The organism is Paraburkholderia lebeckiae (assembly GCF_050436325.1).
GTDB classification, from domain to species: domain Bacteria; phylum Pseudomonadota; class Gammaproteobacteria; order Burkholderiales; family Burkholderiaceae; genus Paraburkholderia; species Paraburkholderia tuberum.
The window spans coordinates 2,052,271-2,076,010 of record NZ_JBNDLZ010000002.1 but is presented as its reverse complement, the minus strand read 5'-3'; the positions used below and the strand labels follow the sequence as shown (position 1 = coordinate 2,076,010).

Here is a 23,740-nt window from a genome sequence, read left to right as displayed (position 1 = left end):
TTGCCGAACCAAGGAATGTTCCCATGAGCGACAACCGAAACCTGCCTTTGCGTGTGCTGTTCTGCTGCGGCGTCTCGCAGAACTTCTTCGACTTGCCGCGCGAACAGATCGGCGAAGTGTGGCAAGCGTACGGCAAGATGCTGAACGCTATCGAAGCGATGGAAAACGTGCGCGTGCTGGGCGTGATGGACGACGATCGGCTCGTGGTCGGCAACGCCGATGGCGCGCCGTGGACGTTCTACATCATGGCCGACGTCGCCGACTTCGATACCGCGGTGGCCGTGTGCAATCTGTATCGGACGACGCCGGTCGGCGACTACAACCTGTGGCGCTACGGCAAGATCGAGGCGCGCGTGGGCCGTGCGCTGACGGTGCCGCCAGCGGTCTCCAACCATGCGTGACGCGATGACCGATCCGGCTATCGACGGGCTGCTCGCGCGCGTCAAAGCGCTAGAAGCACAGAACGCGGTGCGTAGGACGATCGCGCGCTACATGGCGCTGTGCGATGTGCCCATGCGCGCGCTCGAAGGCGAGGCGCTCGCCGCGCTGTTCGACGAAGACGCGATCTGGGAAGGCATCGGCCCGCAGTACGCGAACAAGTTCGGGCGTCTCGAAGGGCCGGCGCAGATCGTCGCGATGCTGCAGCGTTATCTGCCGCCCACGCCGCACTTCGCGACCAATGTGCACTTTCTGACTGCGGAGCATATCGAGGTGAACGGCGACACGGCGAAGGGTCGCTGGATCATGTTGCAGGCTTCGGGTTATGTCGATGCGAACGCGGAACTGATCGCGGCGCGCCTCGAAATCGACTTCGTGCCCGCCGCTCACGATGCGGGCGCGACATGGCTGATCCGCCATTTCCGTACCGAACGTCTTTTCGATGCACCGTGGCAAGTCAACCCGGCCCAGGGAGTTTCGGCATGAGCGCATTTCTGCAGACATTCGATCTGAGCGCGACGGACAACGCCGACGCGCCGACGATCGCGATCAAGGACAGCATCGACGTCGCCGGCTACGCGACGACAGCGGCAAGCCGCGCGCTTGCCGACGCACCGCTTGCATCGGAGCACGCCGAAGTCGTGCGGCGTTTGCTCGACGCCGGCTGGCGCGTCACTGGCAAAACCAACATGCACGAACTCGCGTTTGGCATGACCGGCATCAACGACTTTTCCGGCACGCCGGTCAATCCGCAGGACGCGGCACGCATTCCGGGCGGATCGTCGAGCGGGTCCGCGTCGGCGGTCGGGCAGAAGTTCGTGGACGCCGCGCTCGGTACCGACACCGGTGGCTCGGTCCGCGGTCCCGCCGCATGCTGCGGCGTTATCGGCCTGAAGCCGACGTTCGGCCGCGTGTCGCGGCACGGCGTGGCGCCGCGCGTCACGACACTCGACTGCGTTGGACCATTCACACGCGAGACGGACACGCTGATTCGCGTGATGACGGCGATCGATCCTTCGTTTCGCGCTGACGATGCGCGTCGAGACGTTTCGCAGTTGCGCATTGGCATGGTCGCAGTCGACGCGGATGACGACATCGCCAAAGCAATCGCCGACGCTATCGGAAAGTCCGAACTCGCCACGCAAGCGATCCAACTCGCGTCCCTGAAGGACGCATTCACGGCCGGCCTCGCGGTGATCAACGCGGAGACATCGCGCGCATTCGGCCATCTGGTGGCAAGCGGCAAGCTCGGCGCCGATATCGAAGCGCGCCTGCGCGCGGCCGCGGCCACGAGCGCCGTCGATCTCGATGCGGCGGAACGCGTGCGCCGCACGTTCACCGACGAAGTGGACCGCGCGCTCGACCGGGCCGACGTACTCGTGCTGCCGACGCTGCCTGCATTGCCGATCACGCTCGAAGCAGCACGCGCCGGCACGTCGGTGATCGGCATGTCGTCGTTGATCCGGCCGTTCAACCTGAGCGGGCATCCGGCGCTGAGCCTGCCCGTTCCCATCGAACGCTCGACGCTGAAGGCGGGCCTGCAGATCATCGGTCGCAAGCACGACGACGAAACGGTGTGCGCGGTCGCCGCGCACCTCGAAGCGCGCCTCGCGCAATCCGTCTGAGCGCAATCAAGGAGTCAGCAACATGTCGAACAGAATCGCGCTCGTGACGGGCGCCGCGCGCGGACTTGGCGCCGTTGTCGCGCGTCGTTTTCACGAGGCAGGCTACAGGGTCGCGCTTGCCGATATCGCGATCGAACCCGCGCAAGCACTCGCGCATGACCTGAGCAGCGACGGCTCGAGCGCCTGCGCAATCCGGCTCGACGTCACGCGCAAGGCGGACTTCGAGGCGGCGCGCGACGCGTTGCTGGAACGTTGGGGCGGCGTGGACGCGCTCGTCAACAATGCGGGCGCCTCGAAGGTCGTGCCCGTGATGGACATTACCGCCGAGCAGTTCGATCAGGTCATCAACGTGAATCTGCGCAGCGTGCTGTTCGGCTGCCAGGTATTCGGGCAGTACTTCGCGCAGCGCGGCGTGGGCCGCATCGTCAATATCGCGTCGCTGGCGGGGCAGAATGGCGGCTCGGCAACGGGCGCGCACTATGCGGCCGCGAAGGGCGGCGTGCTGACGCTGACCAAGGTCTTCGCGCGCGATCTCGCCGCGCGCGGTGTGACAGTCAACGCGATCTCGCCGGGGCCGCTCGATTTGCCGATCGTTCACGAGAGCGTGCCGGCGGACAAGCTGGCAAAAGTGATCGAAGCGATACCGGTCGGCAAGCTCGGGGCCGCGTCGTATGTTGCCGATGTCGCGGTGATGCTCGCTTCCGGTGACGCTTATTTTGCCAACGGCGCGTGCTGGGACGTCAACGGAGGCCTGTACATGCGCTGATGCGTCTGCAAGGGCCGAGGCGGCCGCGTCATTCCGGCCGCTCGTCCGGCGGGCTCCACACTTCGAGCACGCCGCGCACGAGGGTCGGAATCGACGAAGCGCCGAGCTTTTCCCTGATGCTCGCGCGATGCACGTCCACGGTTTTCACACGGATCGACAGGTCCGCCGCTATGACCTTGCTCGGCTCCCCCTCGATCAAACCGTGCAGCACTTACTTCTCGCGCGACGTGAGCGAGTTGATCCGCTCACGCAGTTCGAGTTGGCGCATATGTTTCGCGTGACGCTGGGACGCGAGTTTCATCGCGCGTTGAATGCGCTCGAGCATCTGCTGCGAGTTGTACGGCTTCTCGACGAAGTCGATCGCACCGCGCTCGCGAGCTTGCAGGGGAAGATCGTGGAAGCGAAGGAAGTCGGCTCGCACTCGGTCATGTTCGTGGAGACCACGCAGATTCGCGTGCGCACCGACGGCGACAGGCTGATTTACTTCGACCGGAATTTTCACCGGGTGCCGCGCGCGTGGAAGGGGCAATGAGTCATTTGAAGCGCTGCCGGCCAGTTCAGGCTCCGGCAGCGCTTACGTTGTCGCCCCGGACATGGCTCCCGTAAAACCTCACCATTGCCCGGACCTCCTGGAACTCCTCACCATTCGCACTACTTCAGCAACGCCATCTGCACGACCTTGACGATCACGAGCGCGATCGCGAGCAGCAGATAGCCGCGCAGCACGCCCATCCATACGCGTTTGGCGAGCGTCAGACGCGGCGGTGGCAGTTCGTCGAGCGGCGGCATGCGCCACGTGTTGCGCGCGTCCTTCGCATAGACCGGAGCCGGCTCGGCCGCGGACTCGCCGCGCAGCTTGCGCATCCCGAAGCTCGCCACATACCCGACGACCGCGAGCAACGTGCCGCCCGCCAGCACTTCGATGATCGTTTCCGCCGCGATGTCCGGATAGATCACCGACGCGGTCAGGATGATCGACAGCATCACGAGCACCCAGATCACCGCGCCGGTAAACAGATTGAGCTTCTTCGAATTGGCCCACGGACCGAGCACCGCGCGATCGTTGCACAGCAGCAGCAGGAACACGGTCGCGCTCGGCAGCAATACGCCGGCGAGCGTCTGCACCGCTTCGGTCAAGAGACCGAGCGGGCTGCCTGGAATCAGCACCAATGCCGCGGCGGCCGCGACGATCGCGAAGTACACGACGTAGAAGCCCTTCGCATCCGACACGCTACGGTGCAGCGAATGGCGGATCTTGAACACGTCGCCGATCGCATAGGCGGTCGATAGCGACACAGCCGCCGCGCCGATCACGCACGCGTCGAACAGCGCGATCGCGAACAGCACGGCCGAGGTACGTCCCGCGTATCTCTCGAGACCAGCGATCACACCGCCCGCGTCCGTGAAGTTGCCGAACCCGGGCCGTCCGTCGAACAGCGCCGCGCTGAACGAGATCATCGCGACCGCGCCGATCAGTACGAACACGATGCCGATCCACAGGTCGGCTTTTTCGTAGTTCATGAAGCGCGGCGTGATGCGCTTGTCGACCACATAGCTCTGCTGGAAGAACAGCTGCCACGGAGCTACCGTCGTGCCGACGATGCCGATTACGAGCAACATCACGTCGGACAGCTTCGAGTGCGCGGGCCAGTTCGGAATGAAGAAGTCGCGCGCGATCTGGCCGACCGGCGGATGAATCGACACGAGCACCGGCACGAGCAGCAGGCTCAACACGCACAGCGCGACCGCGAAACGCTCGAAGCGGCGGAAGTCGCCGGTGCTGACGGCGGCCATCGTCAGCGCCGCGGCGATGCACACGCCCGCGATCTTCGAGACGCCGAAGAAGTCGAGCACGAACGTGATGCCGATGAATTCCGTCACGATGGTTAGCGCGTTCAGCAGGAACAGATCGACGACGCTGAACGCGCCCCAGAACTTGCCGAAGCGCTCGAAAATAAGCCGCGCGTGGCCCACGCCCGTGACCGCGCCGAGCCGCAACACCATCTCCTGATTGACGAACAGCACCGGCACCAGCAACAGCATGGTCCACAGCAACGTGGTGCCGTAGTTCTGGCCGGCCTGCGTGTAGATGCCGAATGCGCCCGCGTCGTTGTCGCCGACCATCACGATCAGACCGGGGCCGAGGATAGCGAGCAGCGTGCGCAGGCGCGCCCACCAGCTCGTGCGTGGCGCGATGTCATGGTGAGCGATCGTGCCGAGCGCGCCCTTGATATCGCCGACGTGTGCCGAATCGAGCACGGCACTGCGCGCGGAGGAAATGTTCGTCGGAGTAGACATGTCGTTCTCTCCTGGTTGTATTTGTCGAAGGTCGGATCGCGAAACGCTATGCCACGCGCGACATCACGCGACGGCAGAAGGCGATGAACGGATGCGGTGCGTGCAGCACGAGCATGCCGTCGTAATGGGCGCGCGATTCCTGCACACGCGGGAACTGCGAAAGAAGAAGGCCGAATTGCATGAGGGATCTCCGTGCGCCGGTTTCGACGCGCTGGTGGAAAGCCAGCAGACACGGAGGCCGCGTATGTTCAGGCGCGGCGGTGGAGGTCTACTCGCTTTCCTCAGTTGATAGAACGGGGAAGCGGCATAAGTGATAACTGTCACTGTCGGGCATGGCGGCTCCTTATCGGTGTGTAGCGGGGGGCTGCGTTCGAGCGTCTGAAGCGTTGGCTACGCACGTTCGCTACGCACGTTTGCTACGCACGTGTTTATCCACACGTTCGCGCGCATTGCGTTGAACTGATTGCGTTGACTGAAAACGCGCGCGCAAACGCGACCGCAAGCGCAAAGCTCGCGATGCGACGCCGTATCGGCGCGGGAACGCGCTTGAACGCGGCGTTCCTGTCGTGCGGATACGACGTTACTTTAGGTGCACGGGAAGAAACTGCGGCGCGCACCGTCTGCCAGCTGGCAAGACGGCGGCTGATGAAGAGAGCGCGGACGTCCTGCCGGTCAGGCAGCGAATCTGTTCGAAAGTCGGCTACTGCAGGTGTCCAAGGCGTAAGCCCCATTGGTGATGATTTTTGAATTTTAGGGTTCGCCTTCCGCCGAGGTCAACCTGTTTCTTAAGCAGAGCAGAAAAAATGTGCGGCGCGCGACGGTGGGCACTTTGAATGACATGCGGGTCGAGGCCGATATGGGAGGAGGTCGAACAGGGCACCGATCCGTCCGGCCGATGCCACCACGCCGTGCTCACTGATTGGCGCGCCGTCGCTCGGTCAGCCGGTTATGCACGCTCGTGACGCCGCGAACCGATCGCGCGGCGTTGCCGGCTCGCGCGATTTGCGATTGCCGCGGCACGGTGCCGGTCAGCGTAACGATGCCGTGACGCGCTTCGACACGGATGTTCGCCGAATTGAGGTTCGTGGTGCGCGTGAATGCGCGGCGGACGTCGCGGACGATCGCGCTGTCGGACCGGTTGTTGTTCCGGTTCGAAGCCGCGGGGACCGACTGGCTTTGCATCGACGCATCGTTGGGCATCTCGCGCGTCTGTGCGTTTGCATAGGTCGCGCAAGTCGCGATGGCCACCGCGAACATTGCACCGATGATTCTGCTCGCGCCGTTTGTTTTCATTCTTCCTCCTTTGCCGGTTTGTCAGGAACTGCCGTTCGAGCCGCGTGCTGCCAGCGGGGAAGAGGCGGCGCAACGCACTACCGCCTCGCGACGAGTCATCGACCGTCGGCCCCGATTATATTCTGCGGCGCACGCGCCGATACTGATAGGTGAGAAGATTCGGGAGCCGCCGAGGTGAGAATGTGCGCACCTGTACGCGCACTTCAAATGAAGGTGAGGGAATTCGGGAGTCGCCTGGACGGTGCTACAAATTGCGAATGGTTTCCTCTGAAACTAATATCGCATTCCCAACCTTGCTTCCTTCTCGTCAGGTTCGCCCACGTCGATGCAACGTTTCCGTTTGAGGCGTCATGCGGTCAGGCCGTCTCGCCGGAAGCCGGCGAAGGCGGCGCGCACAAGAGACAAAGGCGCTGCTCGAACGCGAGAAGGTCGACGAAGACCGTCGCAATCATCTGATCCGGTTAAGCGATGCCGCACAGGCGCTCGTTCCCGAACTCGCGCAATTGGACGATCAGAACGCCGACGAAATTTGCGGCCATCTGCCCGCGCAGGTTAGAACGGCGATCTTCGACGCGATGAAGAATGTCGTCGCGGTGCATGGGCTGAAGAACGCGCCGATTGAATGAACGTGGCGCGTGCATCGCGTCAAAGGTGAGGACTTTCGGGAGTCGTGCGCGGCGGTTCTTTTGCAACTAACCGGCCGGGCCAGGAACGGCACAAACCGCGCGGCAAGAGGCTCGCGGGAATGCGCGCATTTATGCCTGTCAGCAATAGGTGAGGATATTCGGGAGCCGTCGATGCTGTATCGGGCGACGGCACGTCGTGCTGACGTGCAAAACGCGCTTCATGCAGTCGCCAATCATGGCATCCGTCGCGGTGACCGTGCGCCGGTTGTGTAACGTAAGTCGTTGAATGTCCAGGCGATCTGCCGCGTACGCGGCCGGCATCGGCGATGCGAACCGGCTGCGTTCGATCAAAGGTGAGGGTTTTCGGGACCGGTGTGTGAGCGCCGCAATGCGCTCGCTGAAATGCCCCTTCGAGTCCTCTTTTCACCTCAAAGGTGAGGCATTTCGGGAGCAATGCCGACGGTAACTGACGTCGATCCGCCACCGCTCCGTGCTTGAGGTGAGGATTTTCGGGAGCGCAAATACCCGGCAGCTATAGGCCGTTCAGGCCGATTTCGCGATCTCGCGAATGTCCGCGACCGGCGTCTGCCCGAACGCATCGCTGAGCGCATAGTCGATCAGCTGCGCCGCGCATTGCTCGGGCGTCGACAGTTGGCCCTTGCGTTTCAGCTCGTCGAAGCGCTGGCGCATCGGGAACTGCTCTTCGCCGCTACCGCGAATTTGCGCCTGCATGTCCGTATCGATCACACCCGGCGCGAGGCTGCAGATGCGCAGGGCGCGATTCGCGTCGAGCGCAACGGCGCGCGCGTGATGATCGAGCGCGGCCTTGGTCGCGCAATAGATGCTCCAGCCTGGATACGCGTTGCGCGCCGCGCCGCTCGAAATGTGCACGATGCGGCGGTCGGTTGCGTCGACGGCCGTGGCGGCGAGCGCGCTCGCGAGCATCAGCGGCGTCGCGACGTTCAGGCTCACCGCGTCCGCGACGCTCGCGGCGTCCTGTCCTTCGATGGGCCCGACCGGCTGCATCATGCCCGCGTTGTTGATCAGCAGCACCGTCTGCGCGCCGCGCACGAAGTTGCTCAGTGCGTCGGTGGCGATCCATTGCGCGACGCGTGCGGGCTCCGCCAGCGGCAGCTCGATCTCTTCGAGTTGCGCGGCAAAGCGCGCCTTCAGCGCCGCATGCCGCGAGCGCGACAGACCCAGCACCGTGACGTTGCGCGCGAGCAGTTGTTCGGCGAGCGCTGCGCCCAGGCCGCGCGTATGGCCGGTGACGATCGCGCGAATCGGAGAAGAGGAGGTCATGTCGTTCCTGGTGATCGTTGACGTGCAGAGTCGACGATTTTCTCACGCCGTATTCACACCGGGCGAAAGCGCTCGCGATACTGCATCGACGTCACGCCAAGCCGCTTCGTAAACACGATGCGCATGCGGTCGGCGGTGCCGAAGCCGCAATCGTAGGCGATCGTCTTCAGCGCCGCGGCGCTGCTTTCGAGCAGCTTGCGTGCGGCATCCACGCGCGTGCGTTCGACGAATTCATGCGGCGTCACGTTTTCCACGCACAAGGCTGAGTCGTTCGTCCAACTGCTCGCGGCGCTTGTGATCGGCCATATGGACGGCGTGCTCGGCATGTCCGGTTGGCACTGGCTGTTCCTGCTCGGCGGCTTGCCGTGCGTCGTGCTCGGTCTGCTGGTGCTGAAGCTGCTGAAGGATCGCATCGACGACGCGGGCTGGCTGTCGTCGGTGGAAAAGAGCCTGCTCGCTGGGCAGATCGCGCAGCAAAGCCGCCCGGCAGAGACGGCCATTCGCTGCTGGGCGCGCTGAAAACGCCGGACTTCCTGACGCTTGGGCTCGTGTACTTCCTGATTCAGGTCGCGTCGTACGGCCTGAATTTCTGGGCACCGCATCTGATTCACGTGGCGGGCACGAAGAATCCCACCGTGGTCGCGTCGATCCCGGCATTCTGGGCGCTGCCGCCAAAGCTGCTGACGGGCGCGGGCGCCGCGCTGTATCGCGTTGATCAACACGCTGGGGCAACTCGGCGGGATCGTGAGCCCGGTGATGGTCGGACGCGTGAAGAATCTGAGCGGCAGCACGACGCCGGCGCTGTGTGTGATCGGCGCGATGAGCGTGGTGTGCGCGCTGATCGTGCTGTATGGGTTGCCGGAGTCGTTGCGCAGTCGTGAGACGACGCAGTGAAATCGAGGGTGGTGGGCGCGGACGTTGGCTTGCATCGCGTGAGGTGTCGCGCCGCTGCCCGCTCCCGCATCCGCGCACGATAGGCCTGCCGCATCAAACACTTGGCAGGCCTGTGCGCAGGTTGTCCACAAGCTTGTTCCCAAATTATGTGGACAACTGGACTTCGAGGTCGGCGCGAGCGATACGGCATCCTTGCTAAGCGCATTCGCCAGTATCACGGACTCCATAGCGACGCTCACTGCCTACGCGTGCACCGCGCGCGGATTGTTCTCATGCTTCAAGTACTTAAGCTCGCTGTGCGAAGGTTGTCCACAGGCTTGCCAACAATTTAGGTGGACAAGTTTTGTTTGCCGACGGAGTGGCGAGGAGCGGGATTCGGCATCAGTTGTCCGCATCACGCCTTCAACACGGAGGCCGAAGCGACCACCTCCTCCGGCACCTGCACCTGCAAAACCGCATCTCGCTTATCAAGCAGATGCTGCCGCAAAATCGCGCTGAGCTTCTTGCCGTCGCGAGCCTCGAGCGCCTTCAGCATTTCATCGTGATCGTGAATCGCGCGGTCCCACTTCGGCGTCTGATAGTTCGAGCGAAAGCGCAGCGCCTGCAGCCGCCGGTTGACCGACACATACGTCTGCCGCAGCGCCGAATTTCTCGCCGCTTCGTTGATCTTGTCGTGGATCGCCTGGTTGCGACTGTAGTAGCCCGGCAGATCGTTCTGCGCGCGGCACGCCAGCATCGCGTAATGCAGCGCCTTGATCTCTGCGAGTTCGGCCGCCGTTATGCGCTCGGCCGCGAGTTCGCCGGAAAACGCTTCGAGGCCGCTCATCAATTCGAAGGTTTCGCGCACTTCCGCTTCCGACATCTTCGATACCGACGCGCCCCGGTTCGGCGAAATCTCGATCAGACCTTCGGCAGCCAGCACCTTCAGCGCCTCGCGCAGCGGCGTGCGCGAAATGCCGAGCGTTTCGCACAACTCCCGCTCGTTCAGTTTCTTGCCGGGCTCCAACGCTCCCTCGACGATAAAGCGGCGGATGTGCTCCACCACCGTGTCGTGCAGGCGCTGACGCTCGACCTTCGGCATTAGCGGGCCAGCGGTTAGACCCGCATCGAGATCCGAATTTTGCATACAAAAACCCTCAGCTTCATATGGATAGGATTTTATCGGAACCGCATCGATTAGTTAATCTGTAGCCACACGCGGGTAAACACGGGCCTGAACGGCCAATTTTCGTCTTGGAAGCGTCACGGTTCATCTGATATAGTTTTTTGCATGCAAAATTCAATTGGAGGAGTCTGATGCTGAAGCTAGATTTTCATCCCGCTGGCCGTCATTTCCTGCAGATTCCGGGGCCGAGTCCGGTGCCCGATCGCATTCTCCGCGCGATGAGCTATCCGACCATCGACCATCGCGGACCCGAATTCGGCGAGCTGGGTCTCAAGGTGCTCGACGGTATCAAGAAGATCTTCAAGACGCAGCAGCCGGTCGTCATCTATCCGGCGTCCGGCACGGGCGCATGGGAAGCCGCATTGTCGAATACGCTGAGCCCCGGCGATCACGTGCTGATGTTCGAGACCGGCCATTTCGCGACGTTGTGGAAAAAAATGGCCGAGAAGCTCGGCCTGATGCCCGAATTCCTGGGGCTGCCAGGCATCGAAGGCTGGCGGCGCGGCGTGCAACCGCAGATGATCGAAGAGCGCCTGCGCGCCGACACGCAGCATGCGATCAAGGCGGTCTGCGTCGTGCACAACGAAACCTCGACCGGCGTCACGTCCGACATCGCCGCCGTGCGTCGCGCGATCGACGCCGCGGGTCATCCGGCGCTGCTGCTCGTCGACACGATCTCCGGTCTCGCGTGCGCTGATTATCGTCATGACGAATGGGGTGTCGACGTGACCGTGTCGGGCTCGCAAAAGGGCTTGATGCTGCCGCCGGGCATCAGCTTCAACGCGATTTCGCCGAAGGCGATGGCCGCCAACCAGCACGCGAAGCTGCCGCGCAGCTTCTGGGACTGGGCGGAAATCGTCGACATGAACAAATCCGGCTACTGGCCGTACACGCCGAACACGAACCTGCTGTACGGGCTGCATGAAGCGATCGAAATGATTCTCGGCGAAGGGCTCGACAACGTATTCGCGCGTCACGAGCGGCTCGCCGAAGCGACGCGCCGCGCGGTGCGCGCGTGGGGGCTCGAAATCCAGTGCGCCGATCCCGCCGTCTATAGCCCGGTGCTTACGGGCGTGATGACGCCCGACGGTGTCGATGCCGATGAGGTGCGCAAGCTGATCTACGAACGCTTCGACATGTCGCTCGGCACGGGCCTCGGCAAGATGAAAGGCCGCATGTTCCGCATCGGCCATCTTGGCGATTGCAACGATCTGATGCTGCTCGCGACATTGGCTGGCTGCGAAATGGGTCTGCGGCTTGCTGGCGTGCCGCTCAAGGAAAGCGGCATGCCGGCCGCGATGGAGTGGCTGAGCCAGGCACCGAAGACGCCGGGGTTGAAGGCCGCGGCTTGATTGTCGGGCGCAGGGAGCGCTTCCCTCATCGAGCCGCGCGCAGAACGCGGCCAGAACAACATGCAATGCGTCCATAGCGGCTCTCGCGGCCGACGGGCGACGGACGCAGCGCGCCACTTCAGGCGCGCCGTCGACACATGCCATGGAGAGAGACGATGAAGCGGTTTCGTTTGACCAGTGCGACCAGTATCGTTCTAGTGATGCTCTGCATCATGTACTTCATCACGTACCTCGATCGCGTAAACGTCAGCACTGCGGCGGCGGGTTTCGGCAAGGAATTCAATCTCACGCATACGCAGGTCGGCCTCGTGTTCTCGGCCTTCGCGTATCCGTATCTGGTGTTTCAGGTGATCGGCGGCTGGGTAAGCGATCGCTTCGGCGCGCGACGCACGCTGCTGTTCTGTGGCGCGATCTGGGGTCTCGCGACGGTGTTCACGGGCTTCGCGGGCGGGCTCGCTTCGTTGCTCGCCGCGCGCCTCGTGCTCGGTTTCGGTGAAGGCGCGACGTTCCCGGCTGCAACGTCGGCGATGTCGCGCTGGGTCGCGAAGGAAAAGCGCGGCTTCGCGCAGGGCATCACGCACGCGGCGTCGCGAGTCGGCAATGCGGTCGCGCCGGCGCTCATCGTGATCGTGATGACCAACTGGGGCTGGCGCGAATCGTTCTTTATCTGCGGCGGGCTAAGTCTGGTGTGGGTCGTCATGTGGGCGCTCACGTTCACCGAGCATCCGAAAGATCATCCGCGCATCACGGCCGAGGAACTCGCGGTGCTGCCCACGCCGAAGCCGAAGGTCTCCGGCCTGCCGTGGGGCAAGCTGTTTCGCCGTATGACGCCTGTCACGATCGTCTACTTCTGCTACGGCTGGACGCTGTGGCTGTTCCTGAGCTGGATTCCGCTGTACTTCCTGCATAACCACCATCTGGAATTGAAGAAGTCGGCGATCTTCGCGTCGGTCGTGTTCTTCGCGGGCGTGATTGGCGACACGCTCGGCGGCATTGTCACCGATGCGATCTTCAAGCGCACCGGCAGCCTCAAACGCGCGCGCAGTTGGATGGTGTCGGTGTGCATGCTGTTCTGCCTGCTGTCGCTGATTCCTCTGATGTTCACGCATGACCTGACGCTGTCGATTGCCTGTCTCGCGTCGGGCTTCTTCTTCGCCGAGATGACGATCGGCCCGATGTGGGCAATCCCGATGGATATCGCGCCGGAATTCGCCGGCACCGCGAGCGGCATGATGAACACGGGCTCGGCGCTCGCCGCGATCATCTCGCCGGTGATGGGCGGCTTTCTGATCGACCACTTTGGCAACTGGGATCTGCCGTTCGTGGGCAGCATGTTGCTGATGGGCATCGGCGTCGTGCTCGCGTTCCGCATGCAGCCGGAGAGCCGCTTCGAAGTTGGCGCGTCGGAGAAGGCGCACGTTTCCACCCGGATGGGCGTGTAACACATGACTTCATCATTTAGCCAGCTGCTTGCCGATGCGCGTCGCAATCGCACGGTGCTCGATACGTTGCCGCCGGAGCTGCTTCCTTCCGATGCCGACGCGGCCTACGCAATCCAGCACGAAATCTTGAGCGCGTGCGGCGCGCGAATCGGCGGCTGGAAGATCGGCGCGAAATCGGCGAGCGGACCGATTCAAGGCGCGCCATTGCCCGACACCGATCTGCACGCCGACGGCGCGCGTCTATCGCGCGAAGGCTTCGCGCCGCTCGGTCTCGAACTCGAAGTCGCGTTCCGTTTCGGCCAGCGTTTCGAGCCGTCCACTAAACCGTACCGCGAGGACGAAGTGCTCGCGGGCATCGGCTCGATCGGCGCGACCATCGAGATCGTCGCGAGCCGCCATGCCGCGTGGCCCGCCATCGACAAACTCGCGCAGCTCGCGGACCTGCAGAATCATGGCGCGCTAATCGTCGGTGAATTCACACGGTATCGCGAGGATTTTCCGTTCGTCGCGCCGTCGCTGCGCTTCGCGTTCAACGGAGGCAATGTCGTCGAAACGACGCCCGCGAATCCTGCCGGCGATCCGCGGCGGCTGTTGACGTGGCTCGTCAATCACGCGAGTTCGCGCGGCATTGCGGTGACGCCGGAGATGGTGATCACCGCCGGTTCGTACACCGGTATGTTCTTTCCGCGCGAGGCGGGCACCGTGAGCGGACATATCGAAGGACTCGCGCCGGTGCATCTGACGCTGTACTAGGTAATTCGAGCCGTGCGGTTCAGGCGCGCTCCTCACAGGCCGACGAAATGACGAATCCCACTGCGGGCTTGCTCGTCAAGCCGATCCATCTGGTCCCCTCCGCCGCGCGCGCAACGAGTCCGCTCGCGCAGCATCTGCGCAAAGCGCTGCGCGGCGACGTGCTGTTCGATCTCGCCAGCCGCGGCCGCTACGCGACCGATGCGTCGATCTATCAGATCACGCCGGTCGGCGTCGTGATGCCGCGCGATCAGGACGACCTGCGCATCGCGCTCGAGATCGCGCGCAGCGAGAAAGTACCGCTGCTCGCGCGCGGCGCGGGCACGAGCCAGTGCGGGCAGACGGTCGGCGAAGCGCTGGTGGTCGATACGAGCAAGTGGCTCAACAACATCGTCGCGTTCGATGCCGACGCGCGCACCGTGACGGTCGAACCCGGCGTCGTGCTCGATCATCTCAACGCGTGGCTGAAACCGCATGGACTGTGGTTTCCGGTGGATGTATCGACGGCTGCCCAGTGCACGATCGGCGGCATGGCCGGCAACAACTCATGCGGCTCGCGCTCGATAGAATACGGCAACATGGTGCACAACGTCGACGCCATCGACGCGATTCTCGCCGACGGCAGCGAAGCGCGCTTCGCGTCGCTGCGCGAGCGGCCGCAAGGCGAGCGCTTGCAGCAGATCGTCGCGGGCGTCACGCGGATCGCGCAGCGCGAGCGTGACGAAATCGTCGCGCGCGTGCCGAAGGTGCTGCGCCGCGTCGCGGGCTACAACATCGATCTGTTCGACTGCCAGAATCCGCGCGCCTATACCGATGACGGCAGCGCGAACCTCGCGCATCTGCTGGTCGGCTCGGAAGGCACGCTCGCATTCAGCCGGCAGATCACGCTGAAGCTTGCGCCGCTGCCCGCGCACAAGGCGCTTGGCGTGGTCAACTTTCCGACCTTCCGGCAGTCGATGGCGCTCACGCAGCACATCGTCAAGCTGAAGCCGGTCGCTGTCGAACTCGTCGATCGCACGATGATCGATCTCGCGTTGACCAATCCCGCGTTTCGTCCGGTGATCGAGAAGGCGCTGGTCGGCGAGCCGCAGGCGATTCTGCTCGTCGAGTTCGCGGGCGAGGATCGCGACGCGCAGCTCGCGTCGCTGAAGCAGCTCACGGAGTTGATGGGCGAGTTGGGCCTGCCCGATGCGGTCGTCGAGATGCCGGACGCAAATGCGCAAAAAGCGCTGTGGGAAGTGCGCAAGGCCGGTCTCAACATCATGATGAGCATGAAGGGCGACGGCAAACCGGTGTCCTTCATCGAAGATTGCGCGGTGCCGCTCGAACATCTGGCCGACTACACGAGCCGGCTGACCGACGTGTTTCATCGCCACGGCACCGAAGGCACGTGGTACGCGCATGCAAGCGTCGGTACGCTGCACGTGCGGCCGATTCTCGACATGCGCCGCGACGGGGCGACGAAAATGCGCGCAATCGCCGAGGAAGCGGCCGCGCTCGTGCGCGAGTACAAGGGCGCGTATTCCGGCGAGCATGGCGACGGGCTATGCCGTGGCGAATGGGTTGCGTGGCAATACGGGCCGCGGCTCAACGAGGCGTTCAGCGAGATCAAGGCGTTGTTCGATCCGGACAACCGCTTCAATCCCGACAAGATCGTGCGTCCGCCGAAGATGGACGACGCGCGCAATTTCCGCTTTGCGCCGGGCTATCGCGAACAGCGCATCGAAACGGTGCTCGACTGGTCGACGTGGAACGTGAAGCGCGATCCGCTGACGGGCGCAGAAAGCGCGCCGGGCAGCGGCGACGATCTGAGCGGCGGCCTCGCGAAAGCGGTCGAGATGTGCAACAACAACGGCCACTGTCGCAAGTTCGACGCGGGCACGATGTGCCCGAGCTATCGCGTGACGAAGGACGAGCAACATTTGACGCGCGGGCGGGCCAACACGTTGCGGCTCGCGATTTCGGGGCAGCTCGGCGAAAGCGGGCTCGCGAGCGATGACGTGAAGGAGACGCTCGACCTGTGCGTATCGTGCAAGGGCTGCAAGCGCGATTGCCCGACCGGCGTCGATATGGCGAAGTTCAAGATCGAGGCGCGGGCGGCGCGTGTCAAGACGCATGGGGTGCGGCTGCGCGACAGGCTCGTCGCGTTCATGCCGCGCTATGCGGGCGCGGCGAGCCGCATGCCGAGGCTGCTGGCGCTCGCGGACAACGTGCCGGTGCTGTCGGCGTGGTTCAAGCGCTCGGTCGGATTCGCGACCGAGCGGAGTTTGCCGCGGTTCAAGAAGGCGTTTCTGGCCGATGCGGTGTCCGTGAAGCCTGCACGCAACGCCGCCCAGGCGTCCGCGCTGAAAGAAGTCCTGCTGTTCGTCGATACCTTCAACAACCACCTCGAGCCCGACAACGCGCGCGCCGCGCAACAGGTGCTCGAAGCGGCGGGCTACACGGTCCACTTCAATGCACGCCCGGGAGAGCGTCCCGTGTGTTGCGGCCGCACGTTTCTCGCGGCGGGTCTCGTCGACGAAGCGAAAGAGGAAGCGCGGCGCATGCTCGAGCTGTTCAGGCCGTTCGTCGAAGGTGGCGTGCCGGTGGTGGGGTTGGAGCCATCGTGTCTGCTGTCGTTGCGCGATGAATTTCTGCAGTACGGTTTCGGCGAAGAGGCGCAGCGCCTCGCGCAGCACGCGTTTCTGTTCGAGGAATTCCTCGTGCGCGAAGAAAAGGCCGGACGATTGCAGCTCGAATTGAAGCCGCTGCCGATGCAGCAGGCACTCGTGCACGGCCACTGCCATCAGAAGGCGTTTGACGCATTCACGCCGGTGCAGACCGTGCTGAAGTGGATTCCCGAGTTGAAGGTATCTACGGTCGAATCGTCGTGCTGCGGCATGGCCGGCAGCTTCGGCTATGAAGCGGAGCACTACGCGAGCTCGCAGGCGATGGCCGAGCTGTCGCTGCTACCCGCAGTGCGCAAGCTGGACGCGGCCACGGTGATGGTCGCCGACGGCACTAGCTGCCGGCATCAGATTCACGACGGCGCGGGCGTCGACGCGATCCACGTCGCGCGTGTGCTGGCGATGGCGCTGCGATGACACGGAGCTAACCGCAAAGCGAAACTCGAACGCGAATCTCAAACACCGATAGCCTGCCGGAAGCCACTCGGCGTCACCCCTACAGCCTCGCGAAACCGGTGACTAAAGTGACTCGCGTTCGCATAGCCACACTGCCCGGCGATCTGCGCGAGCGGCAACGTCGTCGTGCGCAGCAGCGTGCGCGCGCGATCGAGCCGCTGCCGCGCGACCCAGGCGGCGGGCGGCAACCCGAACGACTCGCGAAACATCCGCGCAAGATGAAACTCCGACAGCGCCGCGACACCCGACAACTCCCCGAGCGTCAACGGCTGCGCAAGATGACTGTCGATATAGTCGCGCAGGCGGCGCCGCGTCGCGGCCGACAGCCCGCCTTTCAGCGCCACGTTCGCGCGCCGTACGCCTTGGCCGCGCAATAGCAGGCTCAGCACTTCGTGCGCGGTCTCGTTGGTGCGCAGCAGACCGTCGGGACTTTCCCACTCCTCGTTGACGAGCGACTGACACAGACTCGCAATGCGCGGGTCCTCGAAATAGGTGCGATCGGCGAGCGTCAGTTCGCGCGGTTCGCGGTCGAGCTCCTGCACCGCGCGTCGCGTGAAGTGCTCGGGCAGGAAGTACAGATGCATGAAGTGCATGTGGCCGCGCACCCACCAGCGCGATTCGTGATCGCCGGGCAGTGCACACAGCCGCGACGGCGCGCCGTAGTGGCCCGGCATTTTCTGGCGCTCGGTGCGATAGCCGCCGTCCAGATAGCACGACAGCGTGTGATGGCCGGGCCGTTCGTAGACGGTCTCGTCCTCCTTCGTGTCGCGAGTCCATAGCGCGATCGCGAGTCCGTCGCCGAGCCACGCGAAGCGGTCCAGATGCGCGTTCGCACTGGCGAGCGTGTGACAGACCGACTGCAGGCCAAAAGGCGTGCCGGCGGTGGATATCACGGGGACGGACGGGGTGGGGTTCACGGCGGCGCGCGGAAGTTTTCGGTGTAGGGTGCTGGTTGAGCGGCCAGTATACGGCGGGGTCCCGTCTGCCTGCGCATCGGCGTGAAAAAGTGCGCAATTTTGGACAATTGCGGTCGGCGGCGCGGTTGCATAGTCGGGCTTTCTTCCATGCTGCACGTCATCGCAGTCCGTCATTGCAGTCTGAGGCCCGACCATGAATCTCCTCCTTTATGCCATCACCGTGCTGATCTGGGGCACCACGTGGATCGCAATCAAATGGCAACTCGGCGCGGTGCCGCCACCGGTATCGATTGCGTGGCGTTTCTGGATCGCCGCGCTGCTGATGTTCGCACTGGCGCGCATCATGCGCCGCCCGATCTGGCCGCCGCGCGACGCCTGGCGCTACCTCGCCGCGCAGGGTCTCGCGCTGTTCTGCCTGAATTTCCTGTGCTTCTACTACGCAGAACAGCTCGTGCCGAGCGGGCTCGTCGCGGTGGTGTTCTCGACCGCGCCGCTGCTGAACTCGATCAACGGGCGGCTGTTCATGGGCCGGCCTCTGCAGCCGAGCGCGATTGCGGGTGCGTTGCTCGGGCTCGTCGGCATTGTCTGCCTGTTCGTGCAGCAGATGGCCGGGCATCTCGGCGACCACACCGCATGGCTCGGGCTCGGCGTCGCGTTTCTCGGCACGCTGTGCTTCTCGGCCGGCAACCTGCTGTCGAGCCGCATGCAGTCGATGGGCCTGCATCCGTTCGCGACCAACAGCTGGGCGATGCTGATCGGCGCTGCCGTCCTGACGCTCGGTAGTCTGTTCGCCGGCTATTCGTTCGCGGTGGAACCGTCGGCGCGCTATCTCGGTGCACTCGCGTATCTCGCGGTGTTCGGCTCGGTGATCGGCTTTACGGCGTACTTGATGCTCGTCGGCCGTATGGGCCCGGAGCGGGCCGCCTATTGCACGGTATTGTTTCCGATCGTCGCCCTCGCGGCATCGACGCTGTTCGAGGGCTATCGGTGGTCAGCGCTCGCGGTGGTCGGTCTAATGCTCGTGGTGGCCGGCAATCTGGTGGCGTTCGATCTGACGCGGCGGATTTTCGAGCGTCGCCGGGCGGCGCGGACATGATGAGCGTCTCGCTCAAGGTGAGGATTTACAGAAGCAGAAAAAGCGACTGAATCTCTGATCGGTGAGTCTTTACGGGAACCGGTATTTACCGGTTTCGTGGAGGAAAGATTTTGTCTGAAACATGATTCTATGCAAATGGAATGAATTCGATGAATCGGCATTCAATAATCATTTTTCATCAATAAATTTACTATTTTTATGTGAGAGGATAAAAGGCACAAATCTGATGTGCGCGTCTCGCGCCTAGCAAGGACCGACTGCCGTGAAGCCTTTCTCCCGCCTTGGCTTGGCCGTGGTATTAATCCACAGCCTGTTCTCGCCGAATGTTTCCGCGCAATCCCAATTGAATTACACGACCTCATGGATCGGTAATAGTTTCGGATTCGGCGACGGCAAATGGATGCAGCAGGATATTCAGGCCATTAGCGTCGGCGCCAATGGCACCGTTTATACGAATGCACCGTGGGACGAAAGCGGCAGTGAAATCGCCGCCTATCAGGGGGGCGACAAGCTCGCGGTCGCCGGTTCGACGCATGGCTGGGGTGCGGCCGGCGGCGACGCGGTGGCCGTCAACCAGACGTACCTCTATGCGGCGATGTCGATCGGCAACGAGAACAATGCGCTGGTCGGCGCCGACTATCCGCCGGCCAATCAGACCTGGTACGGCATCACGCGACGCACGCTTGCGAATCTCGCGACCGGCGCGCCGTTTTCCGGCGGCATCGGCAATAGCGCGAACGCGACGAAGAACAGTTTCGTCGCGGTCGATACGGTGAAGACTGGCACCGACGCGAGCATTCGCGGCCTCGCCGCAACCGACAGCGAGCTCTACGTGGCCGACACGTACGGCAACCGGATCGCCGTGTACGACGCGCAGTCCATGCAGCCGCTGCGTTCGTGGAGCGTCGCGTCGCCGGCCCGCATCGCGATCGACACCGACTCGACGCTGTGGATCATCAGCGGCTTCGGCACGGGCAATCTGAGCATCCTGCACTACCGCGCCGACGGCACCGCGCTCGCCGGGCCATTGACGTTGCCCGCCGGCACCGTGCCGAGCGACCTCACAGTGACGCCATCCGGCCAACTGCTGGTCGCCGACAACGGCGTTTCGCAGCAGATCCTCGTGTTCAACAAGGGCGCGGGCGGCCAGATGCAGGCGGGCACGTCGATCGGCACGCGCAACGGCATTTTCCACCCGGTGCGCGGCGTGCCCGGCGATACGCGTTTCAACGGCATCACCGGCATCGGCGTCGACGCGGCCGGCAATCTGTACGTCGCGCAAAACGGCGAGGGACCGCGCGCGCTCGGCTCGGCATCCGTAGGGCAGGGCGCAGTGCTGGAGAGCTACGTGTACGGCACGCGCGTGCTCAACTGGCGGCTCTACGGTCTGAGCTTCGTCGATAGCGGCGCGTTCGACCCGGCCACGCCCGCTTCCATCTACACGGGCTCGAAGCGCTTCACGCTCGATTACAGGCAACCGGTCGGCCTCGAATGGTCGTATGCGGCGTTCACGCTCGATCGCTTCGATTACCCTGACGATCCCGCCTTTCACGAGCCGCGCGGCGTGCGTGGCGAACCGATGGTGCGCAGATTCGATGGCCAGCGCTTTCTCTATACGCTCGATCCGGGCGCGCACTATCTGAACGTCTATCGCTTCGATGCCGCGCATGGCGAGATCGCGATACCGTCGGGGATGCTCGCGCAGAATCCGCTGCCGGGCGCATGGCCCGCTGCGCAACCGACCTACGGCGAATGGCTGTGGCGCGACAGCAATGGCAATGGGGCCGTCGACGCGAGCGAGGTCAGCGGCAATCCGTCGACCGGCAGCACGGTCGGCGACGGCTTCTGGTGGGTCGACGAACCCGGTAACGTGTGGCTTGCCACGCCATTGAGCGGCGTGCGCGAGATGCCGCTGCAAGGTCTCGACTCCGCCGGCAATCCGATCTACACGTACGCGAGTGCGAAGATGTTCGCGATGCCCGCGCCATTCACGCGGCTCGTGCGGCTCGTCTACGTCGCAGCGACCGACACGATGTATCTGTCCGGTTTCACGAGCGCGATTCCGTGGGACTCGACGCACTGGAAGGAAGCGGGCCCGGTGCTTGCGCGCTATGACAACTGGAGCAGCGGCACACCGACCCTGGTGTATACGGTCTCGCTGCCGTGGAATACGCAAAGCGATCCGCAGACCACCACGGTCGGCGTCGCGGTGGCGGGCAACTATATCTTCGTTGCGGAGCTGTACACCGATCGCATCGACGTCTACGACGCGCGCAATGGCACGGCGGTGGGTTACATGACGCCGGGCGCGAGCGTCGGCGGCACGAGCGGCTGGGTCGACGTGTATCTCGGCATCAGCGCGGTGCAGCGCGATAACGGCGAGTATGTGGTGCTGGTCGAAGACGACGCGCGCGCGAAGCTGCTGATGTATCGCTGGACGCCTTGACGTGGATCGCTGTCGCGCCGAACACGAATAGACGGCGGCGCACGATCGGTATATAACAACTTTACCAATGCACTCAATGGAGCGATGTTCGATCATGACGCAAGACGTTTCCCCCAAGCCGCCCTCCGACGATCGTCCCGAGATCGAGCAGCTCGACGCGGCGCTCAGTCACGTCGATCAGCAGGTGTCGTCAGGCGGCATTGCGTCGGGCGCCGCGAAAGGCATTGTGTACAGTCTGATCGAAACGCTCGGCGCGCTGGTCGGCGATCCCGATCTGCCGGAGCACGCGCGTTCGGGTTACGAAGGACTGCTGGAGGCCGCGCGCGAGTTGCGCGCGAAGTTGGACCGCTGAGTGGACCGCTGAACGCGCGGGTCCGCTCCGGCGCAGCCATCGTGCCGTCTGTTATACAAAAGCGCACTGTGTAACTCACCGTGCGCTTTTTTTCATGCTCTTTGAGGCTCACGCCCCGAGCGCCACCTCTTCACCGCTCGTCTGCGCCAGCAACTGGTGAATCTGCGCGACCACGGCCGCGCCTTCGCCGACCGCCGCGGCCACGCGTTTCGTCGACCCGGCACGCGCATCGCCGATCGCATAGACGCCTTCGACCGTGGTCCCGAGATCGCACGCGGTGGCCGAGCCATCCGCGCTGATGCCAGTCAGCACGAAGCCTTTCGCGTCGAGCTGCACGCCGCAGGTACGCAGCCATTCAGTGTTCGGGTCCGCGCCGGTGAACAGAAACAGATGCCGGGTGTCGAAGTGATCGACGCCGCCGGGCAGCGGCCGCTTCAGCGCGACCGACACGAGCCCGTCCTCATCGCCTTCGAGCCGGCCGACTTCCGAATTCGGATGCACGAACACGTTCGGCAGCGAGCGGATGCGGTCGATCAGATAGCGCGACATCGTCGCCTCGAAACCGCTGCGGCGGATCAGTACGTGAACCTTGGCCGCGTGCGTCGCCAGATAGACGATTGCCTGGCCGGCCGAATTGCCGCCGCCAACCAGCACGACCTCCTGGCGCTTGCACAGCTTCGCCTCGACCGGCGACGCCCAGTAGTAGACGCCGCGTCCGTCGAAGCGCTCGAGCCCGTCGAGCGCCGGGCGCCGGTACACGGCGCCGCTCGCGATCACGATCGCCTGCGCGCTGATGTGGCCGCCGCATTTCAGCTCGAGCCGATACGGCGACTGCCCGCAATGCAGCGCTTTCACGTTGACTGGGATCGCGACGTGCGCGCCGAACTTCTGCGCCTGCACGAACGCGCGGCCGGCGAGCGCCTGGCCCGAGATGCCGGTCGGAAAGCCGAGGTAGTTTTCGATGCGCGAGCTCGCGCCCGCCTGGCCGCCCGGCGCGCGGCTGTCGAGCACGATCACCGAAAGCCCTTCGGAGGCCGCGTACACTGCGGCGGCAAGTCCCGCCGGCCCCGCGCCGACGATCGCGACGTCGTACACGTACGTGTCGTCGAGATCGGGCAGCATACCTAAGCGAGTGGCAAGCTCCGGCATGCTCGGATGACGCAGCACCGAGCCGTCCGGGCAGATCACGAGCGGCAGGTCCTCGCGCTGCGCGGCGAACTGCTCGATCAGACGCAGCGCGTCTTCGTCGCGTTCATCGATCACCGAATGCGGATGACCGTTGCGCGACAGGAAGCCTTGCAGCGTCACGAGCCGTGCGTCGCTGCTATTGCCGATCAGGATTGGCCCGCCCGCGCCCTTTTCGATCAGCGCCACGCGCCGCAGAATCAGCGCGCGCATGATGCGCTCGCCGAGTTCCGCTTCGGCGACGATCAGCGCGCGCAGGCGCTCGGGCGAAATCAGCAGCGCTTGGACGGGGACGATCGCGAGGCCGTTCACCAGCGAAGGCTTGCCCGACAACTGCCCGACCTCGGCCAGGAAATGCCCGGCGCCGCGCTCGCTGATCACGTGCTCGCGGCCGATGCCGTCACGCTGATAGACCTTCACGCGCCCTTCGAGCAGCACGAACATGCCGGGGCCGGTGTGACCGGTCTCGAACAGCAGCTCGCCGGACTTCCAGTGACCGATCTCGCCGAAGCGGCGCAGCCGGTCGATCTCGGCGCAACTGAGCTCCGGAAACATCTGGTGCATGCGCGTCGATAGCGACGAAAACGGCGCGTCGGCGACGACCCCCTGCTGTCCTTCCACCTCTTGAGTCGAAACGTCCTGAGTCGAAAGCATCGAACCGCTCCTTCGAT

20 protein-coding genes and 3 pseudogenes are annotated in these 23,740 nt (G+C 64.0%); 14 read left to right on the top strand and 9 right to left on the bottom strand.

Annotation, left to right across the window (positions count from 1 at the left end):
- Positions 1-23 precede the first annotated feature (23 nt).
- From OKW44_RS12665 to OKW44_RS12650, 4 genes are read left to right on the top strand one after another with little or no spacing between them, the layout of a single operon-like run.
- On the top strand, positions 24-401 hold the full coding sequence (locus OKW44_RS12665; protein ID WP_018424046.1) for a hypothetical protein: 378 nt from the start codon (positions 24-26) through the stop codon (positions 399-401).
- Between the two features lie 4 nt (positions 402-405).
- On the top strand, positions 406-924 hold the full coding sequence (locus OKW44_RS12660; RefSeq protein WP_018424047.1) for a nuclear transport factor 2 family protein: 519 nt from the start codon (positions 406-408) through the stop codon (positions 922-924).
- Complete coding sequence (locus OKW44_RS12655) at positions 921-2,063, top strand: amidase (RefSeq protein WP_018424048.1); 1,143 nt, start codon at positions 921-923, stop codon at positions 2,061-2,063. Before OKW44_RS12660 ends, OKW44_RS12655 begins: the two co-directional genes overlap by 4 nt.
- A gap of 22 nt (positions 2,064-2,085) precedes the next feature.
- Complete coding sequence (locus OKW44_RS12650) at positions 2,086-2,829, top strand: SDR family NAD(P)-dependent oxidoreductase (RefSeq protein ID WP_018424049.1); 744 nt, start codon at positions 2,086-2,088, stop codon at positions 2,827-2,829.
- A gap of 28 nt (positions 2,830-2,857) precedes the next feature.
- On the opposite strand, the gene OKW44_RS12645 is transcribed toward OKW44_RS12650, so the two are convergent.
- Positions 2,858-3,040, bottom strand: a complete 183-nt coding sequence (locus tag OKW44_RS12645) for a LuxR C-terminal-related transcriptional regulator (RefSeq protein ID WP_018424050.1) — start codon at positions 3,038-3,040, stop codon at positions 2,858-2,860.
- Positions 3,041-3,190: 150 nt separating this feature from the next.
- On the opposite strand from OKW44_RS12645, the pseudogene OKW44_RS12640 reads away from it, so the two are divergent.
- Positions 3,191-3,361: pseudogene (locus OKW44_RS12640) on the top strand (flavin reductase); the annotation flags it as partial.
- A 119-nt stretch (positions 3,362-3,480) separates the two neighbouring features.
- Here the strand turns inward: OKW44_RS12640 and OKW44_RS12635 are convergent.
- From OKW44_RS12635 to OKW44_RS12625, 3 genes are all read right to left on the bottom strand, one after another.
- Positions 3,481-5,127 (bottom strand): NRAMP family divalent metal transporter, encoded by a 1,647-nt coding sequence (locus OKW44_RS12635; RefSeq protein ID WP_018424052.1) that lies wholly within the window; start codon positions 5,125-5,127, stop codon positions 3,481-3,483.
- Between the two features lie 46 nt (positions 5,128-5,173).
- On the bottom strand, positions 5,174-5,308 hold the full coding sequence (locus OKW44_RS12630) for a hypothetical protein (RefSeq protein ID WP_018424053.1): 135 nt from the start codon (positions 5,306-5,308) through the stop codon (positions 5,174-5,176).
- A 731-nt stretch (positions 5,309-6,039) separates the two neighbouring features.
- Positions 6,040-6,420: a BON domain-containing protein gene (locus OKW44_RS12625; protein ID WP_018424054.1), complete on the bottom strand. Its 381-nt coding sequence runs from the start codon at positions 6,418-6,420 to the stop codon at positions 6,040-6,042.
- A gap of 350 nt (positions 6,421-6,770) precedes the next feature.
- On the opposite strand from OKW44_RS12625, the gene OKW44_RS12620 reads away from it, so the two are divergent.
- Positions 6,771-7,046 (top strand): winged helix DNA-binding protein, encoded by a 276-nt coding sequence (locus tag OKW44_RS12620; RefSeq protein WP_018424055.1) that lies wholly within the window; start codon positions 6,771-6,773, stop codon positions 7,044-7,046.
- A 543-nt stretch (positions 7,047-7,589) separates the two neighbouring features.
- On the opposite strand, the gene OKW44_RS12615 is transcribed toward OKW44_RS12620, so the two are convergent.
- A complete protein-coding gene (locus tag OKW44_RS12615) occupies positions 7,590-8,348 on the bottom strand; it encodes an SDR family oxidoreductase (protein WP_018424057.1) in 759 nt (252 codons plus the stop codon).
- A 53-nt stretch (positions 8,349-8,401) separates the two neighbouring features.
- Positions 8,402-8,593: pseudogene (locus OKW44_RS12610) on the bottom strand (helix-turn-helix domain-containing protein); the annotation flags it as partial.
- A 37-nt stretch (positions 8,594-8,630) separates the two neighbouring features.
- Between OKW44_RS12610 and OKW44_RS12605 the strand changes: the two are divergent.
- Positions 8,631-9,242: pseudogene (locus OKW44_RS12605) on the top strand (MFS transporter); the annotation flags it as partial.
- A gap of 394 nt (positions 9,243-9,636) precedes the next feature.
- Here the strand turns inward: OKW44_RS12605 and OKW44_RS12600 are convergent.
- Positions 9,637-10,368 carry a GntR family transcriptional regulator gene (locus OKW44_RS12600; RefSeq protein ID WP_018424059.1) on the bottom strand — a complete coding sequence of 244 codons (732 nt, stop codon included), beginning with the start codon at positions 10,366-10,368 and terminating at the stop codon, positions 9,637-9,639.
- 170 nt (positions 10,369-10,538) lie between these two features.
- On the opposite strand from OKW44_RS12600, the gene OKW44_RS12595 reads away from it, so the two are divergent.
- The 4 genes from OKW44_RS12595 to OKW44_RS12580 all read left to right on the top strand — a co-directional run bounded on the left by OKW44_RS12595 (position 10,539) and on the right by OKW44_RS12580 (position 17,034).
- On the top strand, positions 10,539-11,759 hold the full coding sequence (locus OKW44_RS12595) for a pyridoxal-phosphate-dependent aminotransferase family protein (protein WP_018424060.1): 1,221 nt from the start codon (positions 10,539-10,541) through the stop codon (positions 11,757-11,759).
- 155 nt (positions 11,760-11,914) lie between these two features.
- Positions 11,915-13,201, top strand: coding sequence for an MFS transporter (locus OKW44_RS12590; RefSeq protein WP_018424061.1), 1,287 nt, complete (start codon positions 11,915-11,917; stop codon positions 13,199-13,201).
- Between the two features lie 3 nt (positions 13,202-13,204).
- The gene (locus OKW44_RS12585) at positions 13,205-13,954 is read left to right on the top strand and encodes a 2-keto-4-pentenoate hydratase (RefSeq protein ID WP_018424062.1); all 750 of its coding nucleotides are present in this window, start codon (positions 13,205-13,207) and stop codon (positions 13,952-13,954) included.
- A gap of 47 nt (positions 13,955-14,001) precedes the next feature.
- Positions 14,002-17,034, top strand: coding sequence for an FAD-binding and (Fe-S)-binding domain-containing protein (locus tag OKW44_RS12580; RefSeq protein WP_018424063.1), 3,033 nt, complete (start codon positions 14,002-14,004; stop codon positions 17,032-17,034).
- Positions 17,035-17,072: 38 nt separating this feature from the next.
- Here the strand turns inward: OKW44_RS12580 and OKW44_RS12575 are convergent, their stop codons facing one another.
- A complete protein-coding gene (locus OKW44_RS12575) occupies positions 17,073-17,990 on the bottom strand; it encodes a helix-turn-helix domain-containing protein (RefSeq protein ID WP_051103866.1) in 918 nt (305 codons plus the stop codon).
- Between the two features lie 193 nt (positions 17,991-18,183).
- On the opposite strand from OKW44_RS12575, the gene OKW44_RS12570 reads away from it, so the two are divergent.
- The 3 genes from OKW44_RS12570 (at position 18,184) to OKW44_RS12560 (ending at position 21,884) form a co-directional block, all read left to right on the top strand.
- Positions 18,184-19,086, top strand: coding sequence for a DMT family transporter (locus tag OKW44_RS12570; RefSeq protein ID WP_018424065.1), 903 nt, complete (start codon positions 18,184-18,186; stop codon positions 19,084-19,086).
- A gap of 262 nt (positions 19,087-19,348) precedes the next feature.
- The gene (locus tag OKW44_RS12565; RefSeq protein ID WP_026226453.1) at positions 19,349-21,532 is read left to right on the top strand and encodes an NHL repeat-containing protein; all 2,184 of its coding nucleotides are present in this window, start codon (positions 19,349-19,351) and stop codon (positions 21,530-21,532) included.
- Between the two features lie 94 nt (positions 21,533-21,626).
- Positions 21,627-21,884: a hypothetical protein gene (locus tag OKW44_RS12560; protein ID WP_018424067.1), complete on the top strand. Its 258-nt coding sequence runs from the start codon at positions 21,627-21,629 to the stop codon at positions 21,882-21,884.
- A gap of 108 nt (positions 21,885-21,992) precedes the next feature.
- Here the strand turns inward: OKW44_RS12560 and OKW44_RS12555 are convergent, their stop codons facing one another.
- Complete coding sequence (locus OKW44_RS12555; protein ID WP_026226454.1) at positions 21,993-23,723, bottom strand: FAD-dependent oxidoreductase; 1,731 nt, start codon at positions 23,721-23,723, stop codon at positions 21,993-21,995.
- Positions 23,724-23,740 lie beyond the last annotated feature (17 nt).

What these genes read in the sequence shown, in the direction of transcription:
- OKW44_RS12600 (WP_018424059.1), bottom strand. Translation starts at nt 10,368, where the DNA reads ATGCAAAATTCGGATCTCGATGCGGGTCTAACCGCTGGCCCGCTAATG.
- OKW44_RS12665 (WP_018424046.1), top strand. Translation starts at nt 24, where the DNA reads ATGAGCGACAACCGAAACCTGCCTTTGCGTGTGCTGTTCTGCTGCGGC.
- OKW44_RS12660 (WP_018424047.1), top strand. Translation starts at nt 406, where the DNA reads ATGACCGATCCGGCTATCGACGGGCTGCTCGCGCGCGTCAAAGCGCTA.
- OKW44_RS12650 (WP_018424049.1), top strand. Translation starts at nt 2,086, where the DNA reads ATGTCGAACAGAATCGCGCTCGTGACGGGCGCCGCGCGCGGACTTGGC.
- OKW44_RS12580 (WP_018424063.1), top strand. Translation starts at nt 14,002, where the DNA reads ATGACGAATCCCACTGCGGGCTTGCTCGTCAAGCCGATCCATCTGGTC.
- OKW44_RS12555 (WP_026226454.1), bottom strand. Translation starts at nt 23,723, where the DNA reads ATGCTTTCGACTCAGGACGTTTCGACTCAAGAGGTGGAAGGACAGCAG.
- OKW44_RS12620 (WP_018424055.1), top strand. Translation starts at nt 6,771, where the DNA reads ATGCGGTCAGGCCGTCTCGCCGGAAGCCGGCGAAGGCGGCGCGCACAA.
- OKW44_RS12570 (WP_018424065.1), top strand. Translation starts at nt 18,184, where the DNA reads ATGAATCTCCTCCTTTATGCCATCACCGTGCTGATCTGGGGCACCACG.
- OKW44_RS12630 (WP_018424053.1), bottom strand. Translation starts at nt 5,308, where the DNA reads ATGCAATTCGGCCTTCTTCTTTCGCAGTTCCCGCGTGTGCAGGAATCG.
- OKW44_RS12590 (WP_018424061.1), top strand. Translation starts at nt 11,915, where the DNA reads ATGAAGCGGTTTCGTTTGACCAGTGCGACCAGTATCGTTCTAGTGATG.
- OKW44_RS12625 (WP_018424054.1), bottom strand. Translation starts at nt 6,420, where the DNA reads ATGAAAACAAACGGCGCGAGCAGAATCATCGGTGCAATGTTCGCGGTG.
- OKW44_RS12585 (WP_018424062.1), top strand. Translation starts at nt 13,205, where the DNA reads ATGACTTCATCATTTAGCCAGCTGCTTGCCGATGCGCGTCGCAATCGC.
- OKW44_RS12615 (WP_018424057.1), bottom strand. Translation starts at nt 8,348, where the DNA reads ATGACCTCCTCTTCTCCGATTCGCGCGATCGTCACCGGCCATACGCGC.
- OKW44_RS12595 (WP_018424060.1), top strand. Translation starts at nt 10,539, where the DNA reads ATGCTGAAGCTAGATTTTCATCCCGCTGGCCGTCATTTCCTGCAGATT.
- OKW44_RS12560 (WP_018424067.1), top strand. Translation starts at nt 21,627, where the DNA reads ATGACGCAAGACGTTTCCCCCAAGCCGCCCTCCGACGATCGTCCCGAG.
- OKW44_RS12635 (WP_018424052.1), bottom strand. Translation starts at nt 5,127, where the DNA reads ATGTCTACTCCGACGAACATTTCCTCCGCGCGCAGTGCCGTGCTCGAT.
- OKW44_RS12655 (WP_018424048.1), top strand. Translation starts at nt 921, where the DNA reads ATGAGCGCATTTCTGCAGACATTCGATCTGAGCGCGACGGACAACGCC.